Raw genomic sequence first — 23,344 nt, 5'->3', positions numbered from 1 at the left:
CGCTCCTCACGGAACGCGCACGGCCGAGACCACCACGTTGTCGACGTAGTGGCCGTAGGAGTCGTCGAAGACGCCTCCGCAGGTGATCAACCGCAGCTGCGCGGTCGGGGTCGGACCGTAGACGTCCTCGGTCGGGAAGTCCTCCTTCGGGACCGTCACCGATCCGGTGACCGAGAAGGTGCGCGTGCTCCCGTCCGAGAGGACGACGTCGACCGTGTCGCCGGGGGCGAGCTCGGACAGGCGCAGGAACACGCCGGGCCCGATCCGCGAGTCGACGTGACCCGCGATGACGGACGGGCCGATGTCGCCCGGCACCACGCCGTCGCGGTACCAGCCGGCCTCGTCGACGAGCTCGGGCGGCTGGATCCAGCCGGTCTCGTCGCGGGTCAGTGATTCGAGGCTCGAGTCGACGCCCAGGGCGGGGATGATCACGCGCTCGGGCACGAGACTCGAGCGCACGGTGGCGGAGCCGGCGACCGGATCCTGCAGACCCCCCGCGTCGGCCGGACCGGGGGTCGCACTCGGAGCGACGGCGGCCGTCGTCTCGCGGGGCTCGGCGGGAGGCGCGGCCGGAGGCGCCGCCGCGCAGCCCGCGAGCAGCAGCATCAGGGCGACGGTCGCGACCGCCGGTGTCCGGCGCATCAGCGTCCGCTCGCTGCGCTCCGCCGCGAGAGGACGACGACGGCGGCGGCGATCAGGGCGAGGACCGCGCCGATGCCGAGGACGCCCGTCATGACCGGGGGCTGGGCGGACGAGACGTGGACGGCCGTGGCGCCGCCTCCGGTCTGGATGCCGCCGGTGGGCAGGTCGCCGACCGCGGCGGAGTCGAGCACCGGCGAGACGACGAGACCGCCGGTGGCGTCGTCGAGGACGAACAGCGAGGCGACCGAGCCGGGCGCGAGGTCGAGATCGGCCTTCGCCGTGGCCGAGGTGGTGCTGAGGTCGAGGCTCCAGGGCCCCGCGGGGACGTTCTTGTACGGCGTCGCCGTGCCCTGCTGCGCATCGCTCGCGAGGATCGCTCCGGTGGTGGTGACGACGTCGACCTGCGAGGCGGTGGTCGAGGCCTGGATGACGCGCACCCGCGCCTGACCGTCGGCCGGCGCGGTCAGGTCGTCGGTGAAGACGGTGGTGCTGAGGACGGCGTTCCGGCCGAGAGCGGCGACGGTGAGCGGGGTGCCGGCCGAGACGTCGACGGACTGCTGGATCACCGGGGCGGACCCGTCGGGAGCGTCGGAGGGGACCATCGACACGACGTAGGTGCCCGGCTGCAGCGTCCAGTAGGGCGAGACCGCGCCGTACGCGACGTTGTCGAGCTCGAAGGCCGCGCCTCCGCCTGCGAGGGCGGTCAGGGTGACGTCGACCGACTTCGTGTCGGGTGACAGATGAGCCACGCGCACCCAGCCCGTGCCCGGCGCCGCCTCCGCCGCGGACGCCGGCGCCGCACCCAGTGCAGCGAGCGCGGCCGCCGCGACCAACCCGACGGCCATCCGCGAGAAGCGGCGGGGCGAGCGGGCGGAGCGGGCGAGCGTGTGCATGGGGTGTCCTTCGGGTGGGGTGGCGCTACGGGGCGTTCGGGAGGAGTCCGGCGGGCTCGCCGACGTCCAGGGTGACGAGCAGTCCCGTTGCACTGGAGTCGACGGAGCGGGGGACGAAGTCGCCGGTCTGGCTGCCGAGCCACGTCGTGGCGTCGGCGGTCGCAGTGGCGTCGGCCGGGATGCCGGCGCCGTTGTAGCCGGAGAGGAGCAGGCGGTGACGGACTCCCTCCGTCTCGTTCGCGCCGGAGGGGAAGTCGGCGACCGAGAGCGGGGAGGCGGCCAGCTGCTGACCGAGGAGCAGGAGCAGCCGGGAGTCGACGCGCCCCTCCTCGAGCAGGGCGCGGGCGGCCGGGGTCGTGGTGAGGGCGGGGTTCGCGGCGAGCTGAGCACCGGCGGACGCCCGCGCCGCGGTCAGGACGGCCGCATCGGCGGCCGCCGCCTCCAGACCCTCGTCGAGGACGCGCCGGACCTCGACGGTGGAGTCTCCGCCGCCGAACTGCGCGACGGGCTCCGAATTCTCGAGGGCGGTCGAGACCTCTCCGGTCGCCGTCGCGGTCAGCGCGGGCGTGGCCAGGACGTAGTCGGCCGCCCGCCACGCCGAGTCGGGCGCCGCGGCGGCGAGGGTGGACTCGGAGACGATCGTGTCGGAGGAGAACCCTCCGTCGCTGACCTGGTCGACGAGGTCGTCCTGGACCAGCAGCACCGCCGACGGGTCGAGCGAGGAGGCGATCCAGTCGACGGCGGCGGCCGTGGTGCCGGGGTCGGCGGCGGGGGCGGGGTCGGCGGAACCGCCCTGCGAGAGCAGCGGAACGGCGACGAGCGCACCTCCGACGACGAGGACCGCGGCTCCGATGCCGATCCCGACCGCGAGCAGACCGCGACGCGAGCGCGGGGCGCGCTCCTCGGCAGCGGGCTCGTCGTTCTGATTGTCCGGAGCGTCGGCGAGGTTCAGCAGATGCTCGGGATACGTCGGCGGCGCGGGAGGTCGGTCGTCGAGGAGGACGGAGTCGAAGGGGTCTTGCGGAGTCTCGGCGAGCGCGGCAGGAGCGGCCGCATCCTTCCGGGACACGAAGGATCGCGAGGGCTCGGAGGGCCGGTGGTGGATGGTCGCCGGCACGAAGGACGCGACGGCCGGGTGGGGGAACTCGATCGCGTCGGGGTCGAGGGCGCAGACCTCGCCGATGGCGGGCGCCACTCCGAACGTCGACACGGCGGCGAGGGAGGGGGCGCTCAGCGGGACGGTCGGGGCGGGGCGCTCGAAGGCGGAGGGGGCGGAGGCGTCGAGTGGCTCGTCGTCTCGGGCGCGCGCGGCTGCGGCGCGCTCGAGCTCGGCTGCGCTCGCGAGGTCGGCGGTGCGCGCGGCCTCGGCGGTGCGCGCGGCCTCGGCGAGACGCGCAGCCTCGGCGGCACGCGCGGCCTCCGCGAGACGCTCGGCCTCGGCGAGACGCGCGGCCTCCGCAAGACGCTCCGCCTCGGCGAGACGCGCGGCCTCCGCAAGACGCTCAGCCTCGGTGACACGCTCGGCCTCGGTGACACGCTCGGCCTCCGCGACACGCTCGGCCTCCGCGGCACGCTCGGCCTCGGCGGCACGCTCGGCCTCCGCGACACGCTCGGCCTCCGCGACACGCTCAGCTTCGGCGAGACGCTCGGCCTCCGCGAGACGCTCAGCCTCGGCGAGACGCTCGGCCTCCGCAAGACGCTCGGCCTCCGCGAGACGCTCGGCCTCCGCGAGACGCTCAGCCTCCGCGAGACGCTCGGCCTCCGCGACACGCTCAGCCTCCGCGGCACGCTCAGCCTCCGCGACACGCTCGGCCTCTGCAGAGCGCTCGGTATCGGCGACGTGCCCTGCCACGGCGAGAGGCTGCGCCTCCCCCGCGCGCTCGGCCTCGGCGGCGCGCTTGGATTCGGCCAGTCGCTCGGCGATGCGCTGCACCACGGCGGCGCGCTCGGCGGCCGCGGCCTCCTCCTGCGCCGACACGGCGGACAGCGCCGACCGGGGCGCGGGCGGCGCTGTGCTCGAGAGCGGCGCGGGCGGCGCGAAGCTCGAGAGCGGTGCGGGAGCGGGCGGCGCCTCCGAGCGAGGAGCGGCATCGGGAGCGGCCACCGGCGCCGCGCCTCCGGACGAGGCATGGCGCGACAGGTCGGGAACGAAGTCGGCGACAGCCGGGTGCGGGAACTCGATGGCGTCGGGGTCGAGCTCGCAGTAGCGGCCGATCGACGGTGCCGACACGTCGAAGGTGAGCAGTCCGGAGGACTGTGCGGACACGGCGCGCGACGGAGGGCGCGGGACGGTCTTCTCCGGGCCGGGCGCCTCGTGGTGCTCGGCGAGGGCGTCGTCCCGGCGGATGCGTCCGAACAGTCGTCGTGCGACGCCGGTGGTCTCGCGCGGCATCAGCGCGAGTCCCGTCCGAGCGCGCGCCGACTGGAGTAGGTCATACCTGCTCTTCGGAGCCCCCCGGCTGTCCGGTCTGGTCCACCCTGCGATCCGGATCGTCGTCCCCACCTGTGCATCGCCCCAGTCTCCCGGGTGTGATGGCGCGAAACGAACCCACTTCACCACTCGATACGGCGTGTCGCCTCCGGCCACGTCGCCCAACAGGGGGGTGCGGGCGTCGCATCCGCCCGCGATGATCGGGAGATGGACCTCCCTCTCGCCCTCCCGATCGCCCCGATGCTGGCGAAGGCGGTGCCCGTGGTCCCCGCCCAGGACAGCGTGCCGGGCGGCTTCTCCTACGAGCCGAAGTGGGACGGGTTCCGGGCGATCGTCTCGCGAGCCGACGGCGGCTGCGAGATCGGCAGCCGCGGCTCGAAGCCGCTGACCCGCTACTTCCCCGAGCTGGTGGCCGCGTTCCTCGACCTCCTGCCCGACGGCTGCGTGCTCGACGGCGAGATCGTGCTCGCGACCGGTGACCGCGGCGCGCAGCGGCTCGACTGGGAGCTGCTCTCGCAGCGCATCCACCCCGCCGCCAGCCGGGTCGCCACCCTCGCGGCAGAGACTCCGGCGATGCTCGTCGCGTTCGACCTGCTCGCCGTCGGCGGCCGGAGCCTGCTCGAGGAGCCCTACTCGGCGCGGCGTGCGGCGCTCGCCGGCCTGCTCGACGGCGTGGCGCCTCCGTTGCACCTCGGACGCACCACCGCCGACGAGGCTCTCGCGCGGGACTGGCTCGACCGCTTCGAGGGGGCGGGGCTCGACGGAGTCGTCGCGAAGGCCCTCGACGCGCCCTACGCCCCCGGCAAGCGGTCGATGCTGAAGGTGAAGCACCACCGCACGGCCGACGTCATCGCGATCGGCTACCGCGAGCACACGTCGAAGCCGGGACTCGGCTCGCTGCTGCTCGGCCTCCACGACGCCGACGGGAACCTCCGGCAGGTGGGCGGCGCCTCCGCCTTCACCGACGCTCGACGGGTGGAGCTGGTGGAGGAGCTCGCGGACGTCGTCGAGCGCGACGAGGCGGGCGATCCGGTGCGCGGCGACGGCGAGCGGAGCCGCTTCTCGGGCAGTCGCGACACGACGTTCGTCAGGCTGCGGCCGACCCGGGTGCTCGAGGTGCGCTACGACCAGATGGAGGGCGAGCGGTTCCGCCACACGGTGCAGTTCGAGCGCTGGCGTCCCGACCGCGAGGCCGCCTCCTGCACCTTCGAGCAGCTCGAGCGGCCGACGGCCTATGACCTCGACGACGTGCTCGGCTGAGCCGACGTTCCGGCGCGTCAGTCGGCCGCGGGCTTCTTCGCGCGGCTCGGCTGGACGCGCGGCGGCTCGCCGGGCATCTTCGGGAAGTCGGGCGGGAAGGGCAGCTCCCCGAAGCCGTTCCCGACATCGCGCTCCCACCATTCGAGCAGTGTCCCGAGCCGGCCGGGAGAGTCGTGCATCCGCGCCCACGGGTCGCCCTGCGACGCGAGGCGCTCGGGGACGGTGCGGACGGTGAACTTCCGCGGGTCGACTCCGTCGAGCTCGTCCCACTCGAGCGGGCAGGACACCGGGGCGTGCGCGAGGGGGCGCGGGCTGTAGGCGCCGGCCATGGTGCGGTCGCGGTTCGCCTGGTTGAAGTCGACGAAGATGCGCTCGCCGCGCTCCTCCTTCCACCACGCCGTGGTGACCTGCTCGGGCATCCGGCGCTCGAGCTCGCGCGCCGCGGCGATGACGGCGTGCCGCACCTCGAGGAACTCGTGCTCGGGCTCGATCGGCGCGAACACGTGCAGGCCGCGGTTGCCCGAGGTCTTGACGAACGGCTCCAGCTCGGCCTCGCGCAGCACCTCGCGGAGGACGTGCGCCGCGCGGACGGCGTCGGCCACATCGGTCCCGGGCTGGGGATCGAGGTCGATGCGGAGCTGATCGGGGTGGTCGGAGTCGCCGGCCTTCGAGGCCCAGGGGTGGAACGTGATCGTGTTCATCTGCGCGGCCCAGACGGCGACGGCCGGCTCGTCGATGACGAGCTGCGGGTGCACGCGGCCGCTCGGGTAGGTGACGGGGACGGAGCGGACGTACTCGGGAGCGCCCTTGGGCGGGTTCTTCGAGAAGAACTGGTCGCCGTCGATCCCGGAGGAGAAGCGCTGCAGCGACACGGGACGATCGCCGTTCGCGGCGAGGAAGGCGTCGCCGACCGCGATCAGGTACTCCGCCACCTCGCGCTTGGTGATGCCGGGCTCGGGGAAGAGGACTCGCCCGAGGCTCGAGAGGCGGACCTCGCGGTCGCCGTGCGGTCCGGGGACGGTGAGGACGACGGCGTCGCTGCTGGGCATCTGCTCACGCTAACCGGCGGAGCCGCCGGGCGACAGGGGCCCGCCGGGGCGGCGGCGGAGGCGGATCGGGCCCTTCGCGCGCGACGGGTCGACGATCTGGCCGCCCTGCACGATGTCGATCTCGCCACGGTCGACGAGCCGGCGGGCGGCGCGGCGGACGGGCTCCATCAGCGGGCGCCAGTCCTCGCCGCCCACCTTGCGCGCGACTTCGGAGGGGCAGGCGGTCGAGGAGGCGGCCCTGGCGAGGAGGAGGTGGCGGATCTCGTCCTCGAGGCGCGCCTCCTCGGGGCCGACGCCGCGGCGACGGCAGGCGTCGGAGCAGTAGCGGACGTTCTCCCAGTCGCGCGCCCACTTCGCGCGCCACTCGATCTCGCGGCCGCAGGAGGCGCAGGTCTTGCTCTCGGGGCGGGCGGAGGACTCGCGGACGCGGTGGGCCATGCCTCGAGTGTGCGCGCGCGGGGTGCGGGGCGCGACGGGTTGCGCTGAGGGCGTGCGTGCGGTGAGACGGAGGTGGTGCGGTCTGCAGGAGAGCGTGCGGTCTGCAGGAGAGCGTGCGGTCTGCAGGAGGTCCGGTCTGAAGTCCGGGCGCGACGCGGCGGAGAGCGCTCTTCGGACCGCGAGTCCTGCAGATCGCACCTCCGCCTCCTGCAGACCGCGCGAACGGCGGCCCGGAGGATCACGGACCACCGGCAGGCTGCGGTGTCATACTCCGCAATGCGGCGAGGGCTCCCCCAGCAGTGCGACAGGCTGGAGGGGCAGTGCTGCGGCGCGAAGGCGAGCCGACCCGCGCCGCATCCCCGATCGATCAGGAGCCTCCGATGAGCCGTGAGAACCTCGCCACCACCGCGGGCGCCGACGAGCCGAGCAAGCGTGCCGCCTTCGCGGGGCTGTCGTCGGACGAGTTCAAGCTCGCGTTCCGCAACCACGCCGCCGGCGTCGCCCTCATCACCGCCGACCCCGGGACCGGTCCCGTCGCGCTGACCGCGACGTCCGTCTTCTCCGTGAGCGCCGAGCCTCCGCTGTTCGTGTTCTCGCTGTCGTCGGCGTCGTCGAGCTCGCCCGCGATCCAGGCGTCCGAGACGCTCGTCGTCCACCTCCTCGGCGCGGGACAGCTGGACCTCGCGCGCCTCGGCTCGACCAGCGGGATCGACCGCTTCGCCGACACCTCGATCTGGTCGCGGCTGCCGACCGGCGAGCCGTACTTCCCGACGGCGGCCGCCTGGATCCGCGGCACCGTCATCAACCGCATGGAGGCGGGATCGTCGACGATCGTGGCCGTGCACGCCCTCGAGGCGCACGTCCCCGAGGACTCGGACACGACCGCTCCCCTCGTCTACCACAACCGCACCTGGCACCACCTCGGCGAGCACTCCCGCCTGGGCTGAGGCGCGCACCTCCTCCGAGCTGCCTCCCTCGCCGGCGCGAGACTCCAGAAGTCGTCGTACTCGAGCGTCGAGTACGACGACTTCTGCGTACTCGAATGCGACGTGAAGGCTGAGGCCGGGCGGGCGGGTCTGAGCGCCCTCGACTCTCCAGAAGTTGCGGTAGTGGCGCGCGACTACCGCAACTTCTGAGGAATGGGCGGGCTGCGGATCGACTCCGCAGGAGTTGTCGTCGTCGAGCGTCGAGTACGACAACTCCTGCGTAATCGATTGCGACGTGGAGGCTGAGGCCGGGCGAGCGGATCCGGGCGCCCCCGACCCTCCAAAAGTTGCGGTAGTGGCGCGCCACTACCGCAACTTCTGAGGAATGAGTGGGCCGTGGATCCACTCCGCAGAAGTTGTCGTACTGGAGCGTCGAGTACGACAATTCCTGCGTACTCGAGCGCGACCCGGAGGCAGAGGCTGGGCGGGCGGATCCGGGAGCCCCCACACTCCAGAAGTTGCGGTAGTCGGACGCGACTACCGCAACTTCTGAGGAATCGGGGGCGTCGCGCCTACGCGGACGGGCCCGTCGCGACCGGGCGGCCGGGGGTGTTCGACCACTGCGACCAGGAGCCGGGGTACAGGCGCGGTGCGAAGCCGGCGAGGGTCAGCGCGACGGCGTCGGCGGCGGCCGTCACTCCGGAGCCGCAGTAGACGCCGACGGGGGCGTCGGACCGCACGCCGATCGCCTCGAAGCGGGCGCGCAGCTCCGACGACGGCAGGAAGCGCCCGTCGGAGTCGACGTTGTCGGTCGCCAGGGCGTTCAGCGCTCCGGGGATGTGCCCGGCTCGCGGGTCGATCGGCTCGACGTCGCCGCGGTAGCGCTCGGGCGCACGGGCGTCGAGCAGCACGCCGTCGGACGGCAGCGCGGCCGCCGCGTCGATGTCGAGCACCGGCAGCGCGCCGTAGGCGAGCTCCGCATCGCCGGGCGCGAGCGGCACCACGGGGCCGGCCTCCAGCGGGCGACCCGAGCCCGTCCACGCCCGCAGCGATCCGTCGAGCAGGCGCACGTCGGCGACTCCGGCGGCGCGCAGCAGCCACCAGGCGCGGGCCGACGAGAGGTTCTTGAGGTCGTCGTAGACCACGACCGCCCGGCCGCGGCGGAGCCCCCAGCGGCGCGCCGCCTCCTGCAGCGCCTCGATCGGAGGCAGCGGGTGCCGCCCGTCGCCGGGCTCGCCGTGCGCCGCGAGCTCGTGGTCGAGGTCGACGTAGACCGCGCCGGGGATGTGACCCTCGAGGTACGCGGGCCGGCCGTCGGGGCGGTCGAGACGCCAGCGCACGTCGAGGACCAGCGGCGGCTCGGGCGACGCGAGGGCCGCCTCCAGCTCGTCGGGCGTCACGAGGACGGCGGTGCGGTCGGGGATGCCGGTGTCGGTCATGGCCGTCCTTTCGAGTGCGCTCACAGCGCGGTTCCGGGATTCAGGATGCCCTGCGGATCGAACAGCCGCCGCACCGCGCGCTGCAGGGCGACGACGTCGGGTCCGAGCTCGCGCCGGGCCCACTCGCGCTTGAGCCCGCCGACGCCGTGCTCGCCGCTCACGGTGCCGCCGAGCTCGAGGGCCAGCGCGAAGACGGCCTCGGCCGCGGCGTCGGCCTGCGCGCGCGCCTCCTCCGACTCGTCGCGCAGGCGGATGATCGGGTGCAGGTTGCCGTCGCCCGCGTGGGCGAAGACGTAGACGTCGGCACCGGTGTCGCCGGCGATCGCGTGGATCCGTCGGATCGCCTCGGCGAGGCGCGAGCGGGGCACCGCGATGTCCTCGATCAGCACCCGGCCGCGCGCCTCGATCGCGGGCAGGGCGTCGCGGCGGGCGGCGGCCAGTGCGAGGCCCTCCTCGGCGTCGAGCGTGGTCTCGACGCCGGTCGCGGTCGGTGCGAGCACGGCGCGCACCGCCTCGATCTCCTCCGCCGCGCCGAAGCCGTCGGTCTGCACGAGGAGGAACGCACCACCGCGCGTGGCGAGAGCGGAGCCGCGCAGCGCGTCGATCGCCTCGAGGGTGCTCGCGTCGACGAGCTCCAGCACGCTCGGTCGGAGGCCCGCGAGGGCGAGGGCGGCGGCCGCCTCGGCTCCGGCGGCGACATCGGTGAAGAACGCGGCGGCGGTCGCGGTCAGCCGTGGGCGCGGCAGGAGGCGGAGGGTCGCGCCGACGACCACGCCGAGACTCCCCTGCGACCCGACCAGCAGGGCGGTCAGGTCGAGGCCGACGACGCCCTTCACCGTGTCGCGGCCGAGGTGCACCAGGGAGCCGTCGGCCAGCACGACGTCGAGGGCGAGGACGGCGTCGCGCGTCACTCCGTACTTGGCACCGCGCAGCCCGCCCGCATTGGTGGCGATGTTGCCGCCGATGGTCGAGATCTCGACGCTGCCCGGATCGGGGGCGTAGAGCAGGCCGTGGCGGGCCGCCGCGCGGTCGAGATCGGCGGTGATCACTCCGGGCTCGACTCGCGCGATGCCGTCGACCGGGTCGATCGAGAGGATGCGGTCGAGGCCGGAGACGTCGAGGACGATCGCGCCCTCCCCCGCGCTCGCGGCGCCCGCGAGTCCGGAGGCGGCGCCACGGGTCACCACGGGGATCCCGTGGGCGGAGGCGTGGGCGAGCGTCGCGCGGACCTCGTCGACGTCGCGGGCGCGGACGACCCCGACGGGATCGCCGGGGGGCGACCAGCCCGAGCGGTCGGCGCGGGCGACGGACGGGTCGAAGACCGGCGCAGCGATGCTCACGCGTCCACCCGCGTGATGATCTCCGCCGTGGCCGCGGAGGCCTTCACCCGCTCGAGGAACAGCACCACGGTCGCGGCGGCGGAGCGGTGGGTCGCGTCGTTCAGCGCATCGTGCCGGCCGCCCGCGAGGAGGTGGACCTCGGCGCGCGGGGCGGTGCGGTACACGGCCACCGCCTCCTCGGCGGGACTGATCGCATCGGCCTCGCCGTGCAGCGCGAGCAGTGGGGCTCGCACGGCGCTCGCCGCGACGGCCAGCAGCTCGGGAGGCAGCACCGCGTCGCGCGCACCGGCGTCGGCCTCGCGCTCGAGCACCCCGGCGTGGTTGGGGCAGGAGGTCCGCTCGGCGATGCCCTCGCCGCCCTCGGCCCGGACCGGCAGACCGGCGACGATCACCGCGTCGACCGCGTCGGGAAGGGTGGCGGCGATCTCGAGGGCGACCGCGGCTCCCGCATCGGAGCCGACGAGCACCACGGGCGAGACCGCCGCGGGGTCGCCCAGGAGGGCGAGCGCCTCCTCGCGGACGCCCGGTGCCGTGGCGTCGCCGAGGGCGCGCACGCGGTAGGCGTCGCGGGCGATCCGTGTGCCGAACCTCTCGTAGACGGCGGGGGTCTCGCCGCGACCGCCGAGGACGATCAGCGTGCCGCGGGCGGCGATCCCCTCCGGCTCGTCGAAGTGCCGGGCGGTGCGCGTGGAGGTGGGGACGGTGAGGGTCATGCGGGGACTCCTTCGGAGAGGGGGACGAGGAGCTCGGCGAGCGGGAGCGGCGCGACGGCCGCCTCCCGCCCGCGGAGCCCGAGGAGGGACTGCAGCCGCTCGCTCACGGGCACGGCGACGCCCGCCCGGCGGGCGAGCAGCACGACTTCGCCGGTCAGGTGGTCGACCTCGCTCCCGGCGCCGCGGGCGAAGCTCTGCCAGGTCGAGAGGCGGCCGGGGGTGTGACCGGGCACGGGGTCGACGCGGAGGCGGGTGCCGTCGTCCTCCGCGATCGCGCGGCCGCTCGCGGTGAGCGCGAGGCGCGCCTCCGCCACGAGGGCCTCGCGGGCGGCGGCGTGCTCGCTGTCGGAGCCGGTGAAGAGGTCGAGGCCGTTCACGGCGTTGGCGAGCAGCTTGCGAGCCTTCCACGCGCCGATGTCGGCCACCGCGCGGGCCGCGAAGCCCGCGTCGCGGAAGGTCGCGGCGAGCGCCTCGGCCCGGACGTCGTCGGCGTCGGGGTGGCGCCCGATCCACAGCACGCCGACGGTCGGGAACGACGGCGACACGACCTCTCCGGGAGTCAGGAAGCTGGCCGCGATGCCGATCGAGACGCCGAGCACGCTGGAGAAGCGGCGGAGCGCCAGGTCCTCGGCGGCGAGCCCGTTCTGGAAGGTGAGCACCGGCAGGGTGCCGCCCGCTCCCCCGCCGATCAGCGGCGTCCACGCCCACTCGGCGAGCGCCGCCTCGGCGTCCTGCGCCTTGACGGTGAGCAGGAGCACATCGCCACGACGAGGTGCCGCCTCCGCCGGCCCACTCGCGACCGGCACGCGCACGGTCTCGTCGCCCGCCGGCCGTCGGAGGCGCAGCCCGCGCTCGCGGACCACGCGGAGGTGCTCACCGCGCGCTATCAGGACGACGTCCTGCCCCGCCAAGTGCAGCTGCGCCGCGACCACCGAGCCGACGGCGCCTCCGCCGATCACGAGGAAGCGCGCGCTCACGAGACCACCGCCGCAGCCCCGGGGATGGCCGCGAGCAGCGTCCTGGTGTACTCCGCCTCGGGCGAGCCGAAGACGCGGGAGGTGCTGCCCGCCTCCTCGACCCGGCCGCGGTTCAGCACCACGATCTCGTGGGAGACCTCGGCGACCACGGCGAGGTCGTGCGAGATGAAGAGGTAGGCGACGCCGAGGTCGCGCTGCAGCTCGACCAGCAGCTCGAGGATCTGCGCCTGCACCGACACGTCGAGCGCCGACACCGGCTCGTCGAGCAGCACGAGGTCGGGGCCGAGCGCGAGGGCCCGGGCGATCGCCACCCGCTGCCGCTGACCGCCCGAGAGCTCGGCGGGCAGGCGGGACAGGAAGGAGTCGGGCAACCCGACCCGGTCGAGCAGCTCGTGCGCGCGGGCGAGGCGGGTGACGCGGTCGCCCACTCCGAAGGACACGAGCGGCTCGATCACCGACTCGAGCACTGTGAAGCGCGGGTCGAGCGCCGCGAACGGATTCTGGTGCACCAGCTGGATGCGGCGCCGGAGCGGCCGCCACTGCTTCTCGCGGGCAGTGGTCAGGTCGGCGCCCTCGACGAGGACCCGACCGCTCGACGCGCGCTCGAGTCCGAGGGCGATCCGCAGCGCCGTCGTCTTGCCCGATCCCGACTCCCCCACCAGAGCGAGCGTCTGCCCGGCGCGCACCGAGAACGACACGTCGTCGAGCGCGCGGAAGCCGCCGCGCCTCCCCGGGAGCGGGAAGTCCTTCACCACGTTCTCGATCCGCAGGATCTCGGGAGCCGGCTCCACCTGCTCGAAGCGCGGCACGATCCTCCCGCCGTGCCCGAGACCGGGAGCGGCGGCGATCAGGGCGCGCGTGTACTCCTCCCGCGGCGCCACGAGGATCTCAGCGGGCGGCCCCTGCTCGATGACCCGGCCTCCGCGCATCACGAGCACGCGGTCGGCCCGATCGGCCGCGACGGCGAGATCGTGCGTGATGATCAGCAGCGCGATGCCCTGCTCGCGGACGAGCGACTGCAGATGGTCGAGGATCCGCTTCTGCACCGTGACGTCGAGGGCGGAGGTGGGCTCGTCGGCGATGATCAGCCGCGGCTTCCCCGCGAGGGCGATCGCGATCAGCGCACGCTGGCGCAGGCCCCCGGAGAGCTCGTGCGGGTACTGCCTCGCCCGCAGCTCGGGATCGTCGATCCCCGCCTGCCCGAGCGCCTCGAGCACCTCGGCATCGACGGATCGGCGGTCGACACCGCGCAGGCGCACGGCCTCGGCGACCTGCGCGCCGATCCGGAGGGTCGGATCGAGCCCGACCATCGGGTCCTGCGGCACGAGCCCCACGACCCGGCCGCGGAGGCGGCGCAGCTCCTTCTCGGAGGCGTGCGTCACGTCGTCCCCCGCGATCTCGATCGAGCCGCCGGTGATCCGGCCGTTCGCCGGCAGCAGCCCGAGCACGGCGTTCGCGGTCGTCGACTTGCCCGACCCCGACTCGCCGACCACGGCCACGATCTCGCCCGGTGCGATCTCGAGCGAGACCTCGTGCACGACGGTCTGCTCGCCGTAGGCGACCGAGAGGCCCTCGAGCCGCACGAGCGCGCTCACGACCGCACCTCCTCGACGGTCTTCGCCACGTGATTCAGCGAGAAGACCAGGAGTCCGACGAACAGTCCCGGGAGCAGCGAGAGCCACGGACTGGTCACGAGGTAGTTGCGGCCGCTCGAGATGAGCGTGCCCCACTCCGCCGCGGGAGGCGCCGCGCCGAAGCCGAGGAAGCTCAGCGCGGCCACCGCGATGATCGCGGTGCCGAGATCGAGCACCGCCAGCACGGCGACCGGACCCCACGAGTTCGGCAGCACGTGCCGCACGAGGATGCGGAGCCGGGTGGCGCCTCCGGTGCGCGCGGCCTCGACGTAGGGCAGCGTCTTCACCCGCAGCACCTCGGCGCGGGTGGTCCGCGCGAATCCCGGGAGGATCCCGATGCCCACGGCGAGCGCCACGGGCAGCGTGCCGAAGCCGATCGCGGTGACGATGGCGAGCGCCAGCAGCAGACCGGGGATGGCGAGCAGCACGTCGACGATCCGCATGATGACGGCGTCGACGACTCCGCCCGCGTAGCCAGAGACGACGCCGAGTGCGAGACCGCCGACCAGGGCGATCGCGATAGCGATCACCGTGGCCTGGATGGTCAGCGCCCCGCCGTGCAGGACCCGCGCGAACAGATCGCGGCCGAGCTCATCGGTGCCGAAGAGGTGCGCGGCGCTCGGCGCCTGCAGCTTGTCGACCGGAGCCGTCGCGTACGGGTCGTAGCCGGTGAAGAGCGCCGGGGCGATCGCCGACGCCAGCACGAAGACGACGAAGGCGAGCGCGATGACGAATCCGGGGCGGCGGAGGAGGAGCCGGAGCGTCCGGAGGCGCCGGGCGCTCCTCCCGTGGGCGGCGCGCTCGCGGGGCTCGGAGGCGACCTGGACGGCGGTCTCGGGTCGGGTCAGTTCGAGCGTCATGGCCGGCTCGCCTTCGCTGTCGTGGTGATGCGCGGATCGAGGAGGGGGTAGAGCAGGTCGACGAGGAGGTTGATCCCGACGAAGACGGCCGCGGCCAGCACCACGATCGCCTGGACCACCGGCACGTCCTGGGTGAGCACCGACTCCTGGGCGAGCGTGCCGATGCCCTGCCGGGCGAAGATCGTCTCGGCGACGATCGCGCCGGTGACGGTGTTGCCGGCCAGGATGCCGAGGATCGTCAGCGTCGGCAGCGAGGCGTTGCGGAACGCGTGCCGCCACTGCACCGCCGCGCGGGAGAGCCCGGTGGCGCGCGCGGTCGTGATGTACGCCTCCCGCTCGACGTCGGCGAAGCTGCGGGTCAGCACCTGGGCGAGCATCGCCGAGGTGGGGATCGCCATCGTCACTGCCGGGAGGATCAGGGACGCCGGAGTCGCGCTGCCCGTGGAGGGCAGCAGGTGCAGGGTGAAGGCGAAGAACTGGATGAGCAGCAGGCCGATCCAGAACCCGGGGAACGCGACTCCGGCGGACGGCAGGCGGCTGAGCACCACCTTGAGCGGCTTCCACTGGACGTAGGCCGCCAGGTAGGCGAGCGCCGTGCCGCCGACCAGCGCGAGCCCGATGGCGAGGGCGCTGAGCTGCAGCGTGCCGGGCAGCTTCTCGCCGATCAGCTGCGTGACCGGGATCCCCTTCGTGATGGAGGTGCCGAAGTCGCCGCGGAGCGCGTCGCCGAGCATGCGCAGGTACTGCTGCCAGACCGGCTGGTCGAGTCCGTAGCGCGCCTGCGCCTCGGCGAGCTGCTGCGGAGTGAGGGAGTCGAGCTCGACGTTGTTGGCCGAGAGGAGCAGCGCCAGCGGGTCGCTCGGCAGCAGCCACAGCACCGCGAAGGTCACGGTGTAGGCGGCCCACAGCACGAGGACCGCCTGGCCGAGCCGGCCTGCGAGGTAGCGGCCGAGGCCCGAGGGGGTCGAGCGGGTGCCCGACCTCCCCGGTGCGGCGGAAGCGATGACGGTGGTCACGGCTGGATCCAGGTCCCGGCGAAGTCGCCGAACGCCTCCGAGGTGAAGCGGAAGCCGTGCACCGCCGACGAGACTCCGGCGAGCTGCACCCGCTCGGCGAAGGGGAACACCAGGGCGTTCTCGAGCAGGTAGTCCTGGAGCTCGGCGTAGACGGCGGCCCGGGCCGCGGTGTCGACGGTCTGCACACCGCGGTCGAGCAGCGCCTGGACCTCGGTCGCCTGCTCTGCGGTGAAGTTGTTCACCGCCTGGGCCTTCGATCCGGCGTAGCGGGAGTCGATGATCCACTGGATCACTCCCGGGTCGGCGCGGGTGTAGTAGGTCGAGATCAGGTCGTAGTCACCGCTGTTCAGCACGTCGGCGCGCTGCGCGTTCGTGATCACGTTCAGCTCGAGATCGATGCCGACCTGCTTGAGCTGGTCCTGGATCAGCTGATCGCCCGCTCCGAACTGCGTCACGATCGGCACCGAGAGGGTGAGCTTCTGCCCGTCCTTGTAGCGGTAGCCGTCGTCGCCGAGAGCCCAGCCGGCCTCGTCGAGGAGCTCGCCCGCGCCGTCGGCGTCGAAGGCCAGCTCCGACGACTCGTCCTGATGGAACGGCGTGGTCGTGTTGTAGACGCTCGTGACGGCCGGATAGTCGGCACCGAAGATCGTCGACGCGTACGTCTCGCGGTCGATCGCCTTCTGCACGGCCTGCCGCACCTTCTCGTCCGAGAGGATCCTCCCCTCCGCGACGTTGGGGTAGTAGTTGCTCGCGGGGCCAGGCAGCGATCGGCTCTCGACGGTGTCGCCGTTGCCGGTGATCACCGCCTGGTCGTTCTCCGAGATCGGGTTCCGCGGCCAGGCGATGTCGATCTCGTCGCTCGTGAGCTGGCCGACGCGCACGCTGTCCTCGGCGACGTAGCTGACGTCGATCCCGTCGAGGTACGCCTCGCCGGTGTTCTCACGGAGCGACGAGCCCCAGGCGTAGCCGGCGCGCTTGTCGAGGGTGATGCCGGTGCCCGGCGTGTAGTCGGAGAGGGTGAAGGGCCCGGAGCCGACCACGGCTCCGAGGCAGCGCTCCTCGGGCGTCCGCTCGTACGACGAGGCGGCGAGGATCGCGAGGTTCGTGGTCGAGGTGCCCTGCAGGAACGCGGCGTTGGGAGTCGCGAAGGCGACCTTCACGGTGTCGGCGTCGACCACCTCCGTGCCCGAGTAGCCGGCGAGGTAGACGCCGCCGTAGGCCCCTGGCAGCTGCGCGAGGGTCGCCGCGTCGCTGTCGAAGGCCGTCTTCACGCTGTCGGCGCTGAACACGGTGCCGTCCGAGAAGGTGACGTCGGTGCGCAGGTCGAAGGTGTACTCCGTGCCGGCGTCGTTCACGCTCCAGCCGGTCGCGAGCCACGGCTCGATCTCGCCCGTCTCCGGGTCCTGGTCGGTGAGGGAGTCGGCGACGTTGCGGATGACGGTGCGGTGCTCGATCCAGTAGGTCTGGAACGGGTCGACGCACGAGAACGCGGCGTTGTCGGGGAAGAACGCGAGCGAGAGGCGGCCCCCGGAGACGGGAGTCGCGTCGTCGGAGGCGGTGCCGGCCTCGGAGGAGCCGGAGCAGGCGGTCAGGGCGAGGGCGGCGGCGAGGGTGAGCGCGGCAGCGCCGGCCCAGCGGGATCGTCGGTGAGTCATGGCTGTGGGGGTCCTAAGGAGAGAGGGTCAGCGCGCCGCGAGGGTGCGCGTGCCGGCGATCAGGAGGGCGGCGTCGTCCTGCGGGGGGTGCACCCGCGAGGCCAGGACGTCGCGGAGGTGGCGCTCGAGCGGGTGGTGCCGCGTGAGCCCCGGGTTGCCGAGGGCGGCGACGGCGGTCTCGACGGCGGTGATCGCCGAGCGGGTGGCGAGCAGCTTCCCGACGACGACGCGGTCGGCGGCCCTCGGATCACCCGCGTCGACGCGGGCGGCGAGGGAGAGCAGCACCTCCTCGGCCTGGACGAGCTGCGCCTCGATCTCGCCGGCGACCGAGCGGATCCGCTCCGTCGTCGCGATCGGGCGACCGAGCGAGGTCGGGACCCGCTCGTTCGCGAACCGGACGAAGAAGCTCTGCGCCGCCCGCCCGATGCCCACGTAGAGCGCGGCGACCGCGAGGCCGAAGCCTCCGCCCGCCCCCGCCTCGGGAGCGAGCTGCGAGCTCGGGGTGCCGCGGAAGTGCTCGAGCGGCAGGCGGACCTGCTCGTACACGACGTCGTGCGTGCTCGAGGCGCGCTGGCCGAGGTGATCCCAGGTCTTCTCGATCCGCACGCCCGGAGCATCGCCGGGCACGATCGCGTGGCCGAGCTCGGGCTCGCCCGAGGCGCCCTGCAGGTCGACCGCCCAGACGAGGTGGTAGGCCAGGCCCTCGGAGCCGGTCGCGAAGCCCTTGCGCCCCTCCAGCACCCACTCGTCGCCGTCGCGGCGGATCGTGGTGGCGGGCAGGCCCCCGCGCGCGGGGGCGCCCCACTCCGGCTCGGCCCGCACGGCGTTCAGCAGCACCGGGCGCTCGGCGGAGTCGGCGAGGACGGAGCGGTAGAGCTCCTCCGGCCAGGCCGCCCCGCGGTCCTGCGCGGCGTGCTGCAGCACGGTCATCGCCGAGATCAGCGCGACCGCCGGATCGCCCTGGCCGAGCGCCCCGAAGATCCGCACGAGATCGACCGTCGAGGGCGGAGTGCCGCCGTAGCGGGAGCCGACCGCGACGGTGAGCAGCCCCGACTCGTGCACGGCGCGGATCCCCTCCCACGGGAACTCTGCGGTGCGGTCGTAGTGCTCGGCGGTCTCGGCGAGACGGGCGGTCACCCGGGCCAGTGCCCGGTCGGACAGATCGGGGACGAGGCGGGCGGGGGCGTCGAGGAGCGTCACGCGATCGCTCCGACCAGCTCGGTGCTCTCGAGCGGAGGCTGCGCGACGATCTCGCCGCGGCGCCCGGTGGCCTCGCGGTGCGCGAGCTCCTCCCGGACGAGCGGGATCACGTAGCGCCCGTAGTCGACCGCGTCGTCGAGGTTGTCGTAGCCGCGGATCGAGATCAGGTCGGCGCCGAGGTCGACGTAGTCGAGGATCGCGGCGGCCACGGTCTCGGGCGTGCCGACGAGAGCGGTGGAGGCGCCCTGCGCGCCGGTCGCGGTCGCGGTCGGCGTCCAGAGGGCTCGGTCGTGCAGATCCTTGCGGCTCGCGATGTCGAGCAGGCGCTGCGAACCGACGTTCGCGGGTCCCTTCGCGTCGGGGGTCTGCACCCACAGGCCCTTCTCGCCCTTGCGCGGGTTCGCGGCCGCGGCGGAGCGTCCCTGCAGGATGCCGAGGATCCGGTGCGCCTTCTCCCACGCCAGCTCCTCGGTCGGCGCGATGATCGGGCGGAAGGTGACCCACGTGCGCGGGGTGTCGGCGCGGCCGGCCGCGAGGGCGGCGTCGGCGATCCGGTCGATCTGCTGCTGCGTGTCGGCGAGCGGCTCTCCCCACAGCCCGAAGATGTCGGCGAGCGCGCCGCCCTGGCGGTAGGCCTCGTCGCTCGAGCCGCCGACCGAGACGGGGATGCTCCCGCGCACCGGCCGGACCCGCGAGACGAAGTCCTCGAAGCGGTAGTAGGTGCCCTCGTGATCGAAGGGCTCCGTGGCCGACCACACCCGGCGCAGGATCCGGATGTACTCCTCCTGGCGGGCGTAGCGCTCGAGCTTGCCGAGGCGGTCGCCCTCCCGCGCCTGCTCGTGGTCGTTCCCTCCGGCGATGAAGTGGACGACGGCGCGGCCGTTCGAGAGCTGGTCGAGCGTGGCGAGAGCCTTCGCGGCGACGGTCGGGTAGACCGTGTTCGGCCGCAGCGCCACGATCGGCTTCAGGTGCTCGGTGTACTGGGTGACCGCGGCGGCGATCGTGAAGGGGTCGTGCCCGGCCGAGCCGTAGGGCACGAGCGTGTAGTCGAAGCCGCCGTCCTCGAGGATGCGCGAGTACCGGCGCAGGTGGGCGACGTCGATGCTCGAGTCGGCGAGGCCGTTGACCTCGTTGGAGCGGTTGACGTTGATGGCGGAGATGAACTCGACGGCCATGAGGGTGGTCCTTTCGAAGGAGGCGCGCGGAGGCGCGGAGAAGTGCTCGCGGGCACGGCGGAGCGGCCCGGAGTGGGAGAGGGTCGACGGCGCTCATCGAGGAGCGCGGGTCGCGTGCGGCGGAGTCCGCCGCGTCAGCGCGGGCGACGCGGAGGCGTCAGCGCCGGGCCGTCAGCGAGAGGCCGGACAGGAACATCCGCGCACCGACGCGAAGGGGTTCCCGCCCACGAGCATTCGGCGCATCCGCACGTCGGCCGTCGCATCGACGCGCGCCACTCGAACCGCGCCGGAGGGCACGATCGAGGCGAGGGCACGCGGGGAGGTCATGTCATCGACGCTACGCGCGGTGCGCTCCCGGCGTCCAACGATGATTCCGGATGCGTTCCGATCGGCGAACCCGATCGTTGGTAAGAAATCGTCATGTTCACGCGGGCACCTCGCGGAGCGGCGTGCGGAGGCGCGACGGGCCGAACAGCTCGGCCAGGCCGGCGAGCGCCGTGTCCTCGACGTCGGGCGCGAGTCCGCGGCGCGAGACCAGGCGGAGGTTGACCGAGCCCAGGGCGGGCAGGTCGCGCCGCGCCTCGAGGCCGTCGGCGACACGGCCCTGGTGCGAGGTCGGCAGCGCCGCGACTCCGATCCCCGCTCTCGCCGCGGCGATCACCCCCTCGAGACTCGCGGACTCGGCGACGACCCGCACCTCGTGCCCGAACGCGCCGAGCTGCTGCAGGGCGCGCTGGCGCATGCCGCACGGCTCGGAGTAGGCGACGAGCGGGATCGGCGCACCCTCCGGCGCCTGCCAGCCGGGCGCCGCGTACCAGTCGAGCGGCAGCGTGGCCACCTGGCGGCCGGGCAGATCGCCGCCGACACCGAGGATGACCGCGAGGTCGACGACTCCGCGGGCCACCGCCTCCGCGAGCTGGGTGGAGCGATCGAGGGTGAAGGTGAGCGGCCGGTCGTCGAAGGCGCGGCGGAGCGTCTCGAGCAGCCGGGGCAGCAGCTGCTCGGCGGCCGGCTCGGTCAGTCCGAGGGCGAGCGGGTTCTCACTGGCGGCGTCGAGGGTCTCGAGGGCGTCGTCGTGCACCGCGAGGATGCGGCGCGCCTGCACGAGGAGGCGCTCGCCGGCCGGAGTGAAGCGGGCCCGGCGCCCCACCTTCTCGATGAAGGTGCGCTCGAGCCGGCGCTCCAGGGTGCGGACGTGCTGCGAGACCGTCGGCTGGCTGATGTGCAGTGCCACGGCCGCGCGCCCGAAGCCGCCGCAGTCGGCGATCGCCACGAGCGTGCGCAGGTGGACGATGTCGAGGGTCTCTGGCATCCCTCGACGGTACGCAGGCGCCCGGGGCGTCTCGACCGCCGCCGCAACACGCCGACATGTCGCGGGAGACGACGGAGCGGACGGGACCCCGGAAGGTCCCGTCCGCTCCCGAGGCCTCAGTGCGCGATCACCGGCTCCGCTCCGTTCGTGGGAGCGACCGCGTCCGACTTCCGGCGGAACAGCAGCACCGACAGCACCGCGCCGAGGGCGAAGAAGCCCGCGCCCCAGCCGTAGGCCACCGCGTAGCTCTGCACGGCCGCCTCCGCCGCCGTGGCCGCCGTGGCAGGTGTGTGCGAGGCGAGGTAGTCGGTCACCGCGGTCGCCGCGAGAGTGTTCAGCAGCGCGGTGCCGATCGATCCGCCGACCTGCTGGCTGGTGTTCACCATCGCCGAGGCGACTCCGGCGAAGCGCATGTCGACTCCGCGGGTCGCCGTCTGCATCGACCCGGGCATGATCGAGCCCATCGCGAAGCCGAGCACCATCAGCGCGGGCAGCACATCCGCCGCGTAGGCGCTGTCGAGGTCGAGGCGGGTGAGCAGCAGCATGCCGATCACGCCGAGCACCATGCCGAACGGCACCATGATCTTCGGACCGAAGCGCGGCAGCAGGAGGTTCGTCGACAGCTGAGCGGCCAGCACCAGCATGCCGATCATCGGGAGGAAGGAGAGACCGGTCTGGATCGGCGAGTAGCCCAGCGACACCTGCAGGAAGTAGGTGACGAACAGGAAGATGCCGAACATCCCCGCTCCCGCGATCAGCACAGACAGGTAGGCGGCGCCCCGGTCGCGGTCGAGCACGATCTGCAGCGGCAGCAGCGGGTGCTCGGTCGTGCGCTGGCGGAGGACGAAGCCGACCAGCAGGACCACGGCCGCGGCGAGCGGCACCCAGGTCATCGGCGAGTCCCAGCCGTCGGTCTCGGCGTTGGCGAAGCCGAACACCAGGCCGAACAGCGCGGCCGAGACGAGGATCGTGCCGGGCACGTCGAGCTGGGGCCGGGGACCGGTGCGGTCGATGGTCGGCACGAAGACGATCGCGCCGATCACGGCGACGACCGCGATGATCACGTTGATGTAGAGGTTCCAGCGCCAGTCGAAGCTCTCGGTGAGCACGCCGCCGAGGAGGAGGCCCACGGCGCCGCCGGCACCGGCGATCGCGCCGAAGACGCCGAACGCGCGCGCCCGCTCCTTCGGGACGGTGAAGGTCGTGGTGAGGACCGCGAGCGCGGTGGGGGCGAGCAGGGCACCGAAGACGCCCTGCAGCGCGCGGGCCGCGATGAGCAGCTCGAAGTTCGGCGCGGCGCCGCCCAGCGCGGAGGCGATGGCGAAGCCGATCAGGCCGATGATGAAGGTGCGCTTGCGGCCGAGGAGGTCGGAGAGGCGGCCGCCGAGCAGCAGGAGGCTGCCGAAGGCGAGGGAGTAGGCGGTGACCACCCACTGGCGGTCGCCGTCCGAGAAGCCGAGATCGGCCTGGGCGGCGGGGAGGGCGATGTTCACGACGGTCGAGTCGAGCACGACCATGAGCTGGGCGAGTCCGACGGCGACGAGCGTCCACCAGCGGCGGTTCGAGGGCACCGGGACCGCGGGGGCGGTGACGACCGGCAGGGAGGAGGTCTGCGACATGGAGGAGACCATATACGAGACTCGAGAGTTTCGGAACTACTCGGTTCAGTAATCATCGTAGAATTCACGTGGCCGTCACACGGGCGGCCTCCGACCGACAGGAGACGCCGCGATGATGCCGCCCCCTCCCCCGACCATCGACTCCGGCGCCCCGGCCCGACCCGGCCGCCGCCGCGATCCGAACCGCGACCTCGAGATCCTCACCGCGGCGCTCGACGTCCTGGCGGAGACGGGCTACGACGGCATGACGATCGACATGGTCGCCGCCCGGGCCCGCGCCGGCAAGGCCACGCTCTACCGCCGCTGGGACTCGAAGGCCGAGCTCGTGGTCGAGGCGCTCGCCTGCATGAAGGGCGCCGATCTGACCGAGGCGGCGCTCCCCGACACGGGGACGCTCCGCGGCGACCTCGTCGCGATGATCAAGCCCCGGACGATGGAGGACGCCGAGCGCAAGCTCCAGATCATGGCCGGAGTCGTCGCCATGATCTCGAAGGCGCCCGACCTCTCCGACGCGGTCCGGGCCGCGATCGTCGAGCCGCGCGCCCGGGCGAACAGCTTCCTCCTGCGCCGAGCGATCGCCCGCGGCGAGATCGCTCCGGACATCGACGTCGAGCTGATCGCGCTCATCTCGCCGTCGATGGTCGCCTACCGGGTGCTCCTGCTGCGCGAGCCGATCGACCGCGACTACCTGGTGTCGCTGATCGACGAGATCGTGATGCCCGCGGTGGGGCTGCGCGGCGGGTCCTGAGAGCCGGTTCGCCGCCC

At 73.5% G+C, this 23,344-nt stretch carries 20 protein-coding genes; 3 read left to right on the top strand and 17 right to left on the bottom strand.

Features of this window, described 5'->3' with window-relative positions:
- Positions 1 to 6: 6 nt before the first annotated feature.
- From GRS92_RS13015 to GRS92_RS18885, 3 genes are read right to left on the bottom strand one after another with little or no spacing between them, the layout of a single operon-like run.
- Positions 7 to 642 carry a class F sortase gene (locus tag GRS92_RS13015; protein ID WP_159857068.1) on the bottom strand — a complete coding sequence of 212 codons (636 nt, stop codon included), beginning with the start codon at positions 640 to 642 and terminating at the stop codon, positions 7 to 9.
- Entirely contained in the window at positions 642 to 1,535 is an 894-nt protein-coding gene (locus GRS92_RS13010; protein WP_159857067.1) for a DUF4397 domain-containing protein, read from the bottom strand. Before GRS92_RS13010 ends, GRS92_RS13015 begins: the two co-directional genes overlap by 1 nt.
- A gap of 25 nt (positions 1,536 to 1,560) precedes the next feature.
- Positions 1,561 to 3,927, bottom strand: coding sequence for a hypothetical protein (locus GRS92_RS18885; protein ID WP_204162400.1), 2,367 nt, complete (start codon positions 3,925 to 3,927; stop codon positions 1,561 to 1,563).
- 246 nt (positions 3,928 to 4,173) lie between these two features.
- Here GRS92_RS18885 and GRS92_RS13000 point away from each other — a divergent pair, with 246 nt between their 5' ends.
- Positions 4,174 to 5,226: an ATP-dependent DNA ligase gene (locus GRS92_RS13000; RefSeq protein ID WP_159857066.1), complete on the top strand. Its 1,053-nt coding sequence runs from the start codon at positions 4,174 to 4,176 to the stop codon at positions 5,224 to 5,226.
- 17 nt (positions 5,227 to 5,243) lie between these two features.
- Here GRS92_RS13000 and ligD read toward each other — a convergent pair whose 3' ends face one another.
- Both ligD and GRS92_RS12990 read right to left on the bottom strand, forming a co-directional pair.
- Entirely contained in the window at positions 5,244 to 6,275 is a 1,032-nt protein-coding gene (gene ligD, locus GRS92_RS12995; protein WP_159857065.1) for a non-homologous end-joining DNA ligase, read from the bottom strand.
- 9 nt (positions 6,276 to 6,284) lie between these two features.
- Positions 6,285 to 6,713, bottom strand: a complete 429-nt coding sequence (locus GRS92_RS12990) for a DUF2256 and DUF3253 domain-containing protein (protein ID WP_159857064.1) — start codon at positions 6,711 to 6,713, stop codon at positions 6,285 to 6,287.
- A gap of 380 nt (positions 6,714 to 7,093) precedes the next feature.
- On the opposite strand from GRS92_RS12990, the gene GRS92_RS12985 reads away from it, so the two are divergent.
- The gene (locus GRS92_RS12985; RefSeq protein WP_159857063.1) at positions 7,094 to 7,660 is read left to right on the top strand and encodes a flavin reductase family protein; all 567 of its coding nucleotides are present in this window, start codon (positions 7,094 to 7,096) and stop codon (positions 7,658 to 7,660) included.
- A gap of 551 nt (positions 7,661 to 8,211) precedes the next feature.
- On the opposite strand, the gene GRS92_RS12980 is transcribed toward GRS92_RS12985, so the two are convergent.
- From GRS92_RS12980 to GRS92_RS12925, 12 genes are all read right to left on the bottom strand, one after another.
- Complete coding sequence (locus GRS92_RS12980; RefSeq protein ID WP_159857062.1) at positions 8,212 to 9,078, bottom strand: sulfurtransferase; 867 nt, start codon at positions 9,076 to 9,078, stop codon at positions 8,212 to 8,214.
- A 20-nt stretch (positions 9,079 to 9,098) separates the two neighbouring features.
- Entirely contained in the window at positions 9,099 to 10,418 is a 1,320-nt protein-coding gene (locus GRS92_RS12975; protein ID WP_159857061.1) for an FAD-binding oxidoreductase, read from the bottom strand.
- Positions 10,415 to 11,131 (bottom strand): alpha/beta hydrolase, encoded by a 717-nt coding sequence (locus GRS92_RS12970; protein ID WP_159857060.1) that lies wholly within the window; start codon positions 11,129 to 11,131, stop codon positions 10,415 to 10,417. The genes GRS92_RS12975 and GRS92_RS12970 overlap by 4 nt, the downstream gene beginning before the upstream one ends.
- Positions 11,128 to 12,108, bottom strand: coding sequence for a ketopantoate reductase family protein (locus tag GRS92_RS12965; RefSeq protein WP_159857059.1), 981 nt, complete (start codon positions 12,106 to 12,108; stop codon positions 11,128 to 11,130). Before GRS92_RS12965 ends, GRS92_RS12970 begins: the two co-directional genes overlap by 4 nt.
- Positions 12,105 to 13,703, bottom strand: coding sequence for a dipeptide ABC transporter ATP-binding protein (locus tag GRS92_RS12960; RefSeq protein WP_159857058.1), 1,599 nt, complete (start codon positions 13,701 to 13,703; stop codon positions 12,105 to 12,107). Before GRS92_RS12960 ends, GRS92_RS12965 begins: the two co-directional genes overlap by 4 nt.
- Positions 13,700 to 14,602, bottom strand: a complete 903-nt coding sequence (locus GRS92_RS12955) for an ABC transporter permease (protein WP_159857057.1) — start codon at positions 14,600 to 14,602, stop codon at positions 13,700 to 13,702. The genes GRS92_RS12960 and GRS92_RS12955 overlap by 4 nt, the downstream gene beginning before the upstream one ends.
- The gene (locus GRS92_RS12950) at positions 14,599 to 15,618 is read right to left on the bottom strand and encodes an ABC transporter permease (RefSeq protein ID WP_235022017.1); all 1,020 of its coding nucleotides are present in this window, start codon (positions 15,616 to 15,618) and stop codon (positions 14,599 to 14,601) included. The genes GRS92_RS12955 and GRS92_RS12950 overlap by 4 nt, the downstream gene beginning before the upstream one ends.
- Positions 15,615 to 17,273: an ABC transporter substrate-binding protein gene (locus GRS92_RS12945; RefSeq protein WP_159857056.1), complete on the bottom strand. Its 1,659-nt coding sequence runs from the start codon at positions 17,271 to 17,273 to the stop codon at positions 15,615 to 15,617. Before GRS92_RS12945 ends, GRS92_RS12950 begins: the two co-directional genes overlap by 4 nt.
- Positions 17,274 to 17,300: 27 nt before the next feature.
- Positions 17,301 to 18,473 carry an acyl-CoA dehydrogenase family protein gene (locus GRS92_RS12940; protein ID WP_159857055.1) on the bottom strand — a complete coding sequence of 391 codons (1,173 nt, stop codon included), beginning with the start codon at positions 18,471 to 18,473 and terminating at the stop codon, positions 17,301 to 17,303.
- Positions 18,470 to 19,648, bottom strand: a complete 1,179-nt coding sequence (locus GRS92_RS12935; protein ID WP_159857054.1) for an LLM class flavin-dependent oxidoreductase — start codon at positions 19,646 to 19,648, stop codon at positions 18,470 to 18,472. The genes GRS92_RS12940 and GRS92_RS12935 overlap by 4 nt, the downstream gene beginning before the upstream one ends.
- A gap of 424 nt (positions 19,649 to 20,072) precedes the next feature.
- Complete coding sequence (locus GRS92_RS12930) at positions 20,073 to 20,960, bottom strand: LysR family transcriptional regulator (protein WP_159857053.1); 888 nt, start codon at positions 20,958 to 20,960, stop codon at positions 20,073 to 20,075.
- A gap of 116 nt (positions 20,961 to 21,076) precedes the next feature.
- Complete coding sequence (locus GRS92_RS12925; protein ID WP_204162399.1) at positions 21,077 to 22,579, bottom strand: MFS transporter; 1,503 nt, start codon at positions 22,577 to 22,579, stop codon at positions 21,077 to 21,079.
- A gap of 112 nt (positions 22,580 to 22,691) precedes the next feature.
- Between GRS92_RS12925 and GRS92_RS12920 the strand changes: the two genes are divergently transcribed.
- Positions 22,692 to 23,327, top strand: coding sequence for a TetR/AcrR family transcriptional regulator (locus GRS92_RS12920; RefSeq protein ID WP_159857051.1), 636 nt, complete (start codon positions 22,692 to 22,694; stop codon positions 23,325 to 23,327).
- The last annotated feature ends 17 nt before the right edge of the window (positions 23,328 to 23,344 follow it).

Origin of the sequence: Rathayibacter sp. VKM Ac-2754 (assembly GCF_009807095.1) — a bacterium.
Classification (GTDB): Bacteria; Actinomycetota; Actinomycetes; order Actinomycetales; family Microbacteriaceae; genus Rathayibacter.
Note: the sequence above shows the minus strand (reverse complement) of the source record. Positions and strands in the feature narration are given on the sequence as shown.

Coding starts and splice junctions, on each gene's coding strand:
- GRS92_RS13015 (WP_159857068.1), bottom strand. CDS start 642: ATGCGCCGGACACCGGCGGTCGCGACCGTCGCCCTGATGCTGCTGCTC.
- GRS92_RS13010 (WP_159857067.1), bottom strand. CDS start 1,535: ATGCACACGCTCGCCCGCTCCGCCCGCTCGCCCCGCCGCTTCTCGCGG.
- GRS92_RS18885 (WP_204162400.1), bottom strand. CDS start 3,927: ATGCCGCGCGAGACCACCGGCGTCGCACGACGACTGTTCGGACGCATC.
- GRS92_RS13000 (WP_159857066.1), top strand. CDS start 4,174: ATGGACCTCCCTCTCGCCCTCCCGATCGCCCCGATGCTGGCGAAGGCG.
- ligD (WP_159857065.1), bottom strand. CDS start 6,275: ATGCCCAGCAGCGACGCCGTCGTCCTCACCGTCCCCGGACCGCACGGC.
- GRS92_RS12990 (WP_159857064.1), bottom strand. CDS start 6,713: ATGGCCCACCGCGTCCGCGAGTCCTCCGCCCGCCCCGAGAGCAAGACC.
- GRS92_RS12985 (WP_159857063.1), top strand. CDS start 7,094: ATGAGCCGTGAGAACCTCGCCACCACCGCGGGCGCCGACGAGCCGAGC.
- GRS92_RS12980 (WP_159857062.1), bottom strand. CDS start 9,078: ATGACCGACACCGGCATCCCCGACCGCACCGCCGTCCTCGTGACGCCC.
- GRS92_RS12970 (WP_159857060.1), bottom strand. CDS start 11,131: ATGACCCTCACCGTCCCCACCTCCACGCGCACCGCCCGGCACTTCGAC.
- GRS92_RS12955 (WP_159857057.1), bottom strand. CDS start 14,602: ATGACGCTCGAACTGACCCGACCCGAGACCGCCGTCCAGGTCGCCTCC.
- GRS92_RS12945 (WP_159857056.1), bottom strand. CDS start 17,273: ATGACTCACCGACGATCCCGCTGGGCCGGCGCTGCCGCGCTCACCCTC.
- GRS92_RS12935 (WP_159857054.1), bottom strand. CDS start 19,648: ATGGCCGTCGAGTTCATCTCCGCCATCAACGTCAACCGCTCCAACGAG.
- GRS92_RS12930 (WP_159857053.1), bottom strand. CDS start 20,960: ATGCCAGAGACCCTCGACATCGTCCACCTGCGCACGCTCGTGGCGATC.
- GRS92_RS12925 (WP_204162399.1), bottom strand. CDS start 22,579: ATGTCGCAGACCTCCTCCCTGCCGGTCGTCACCGCCCCCGCGGTCCCG.
- GRS92_RS12920 (WP_159857051.1), top strand. CDS start 22,692: ATGATGCCGCCCCCTCCCCCGACCATCGACTCCGGCGCCCCGGCCCGA.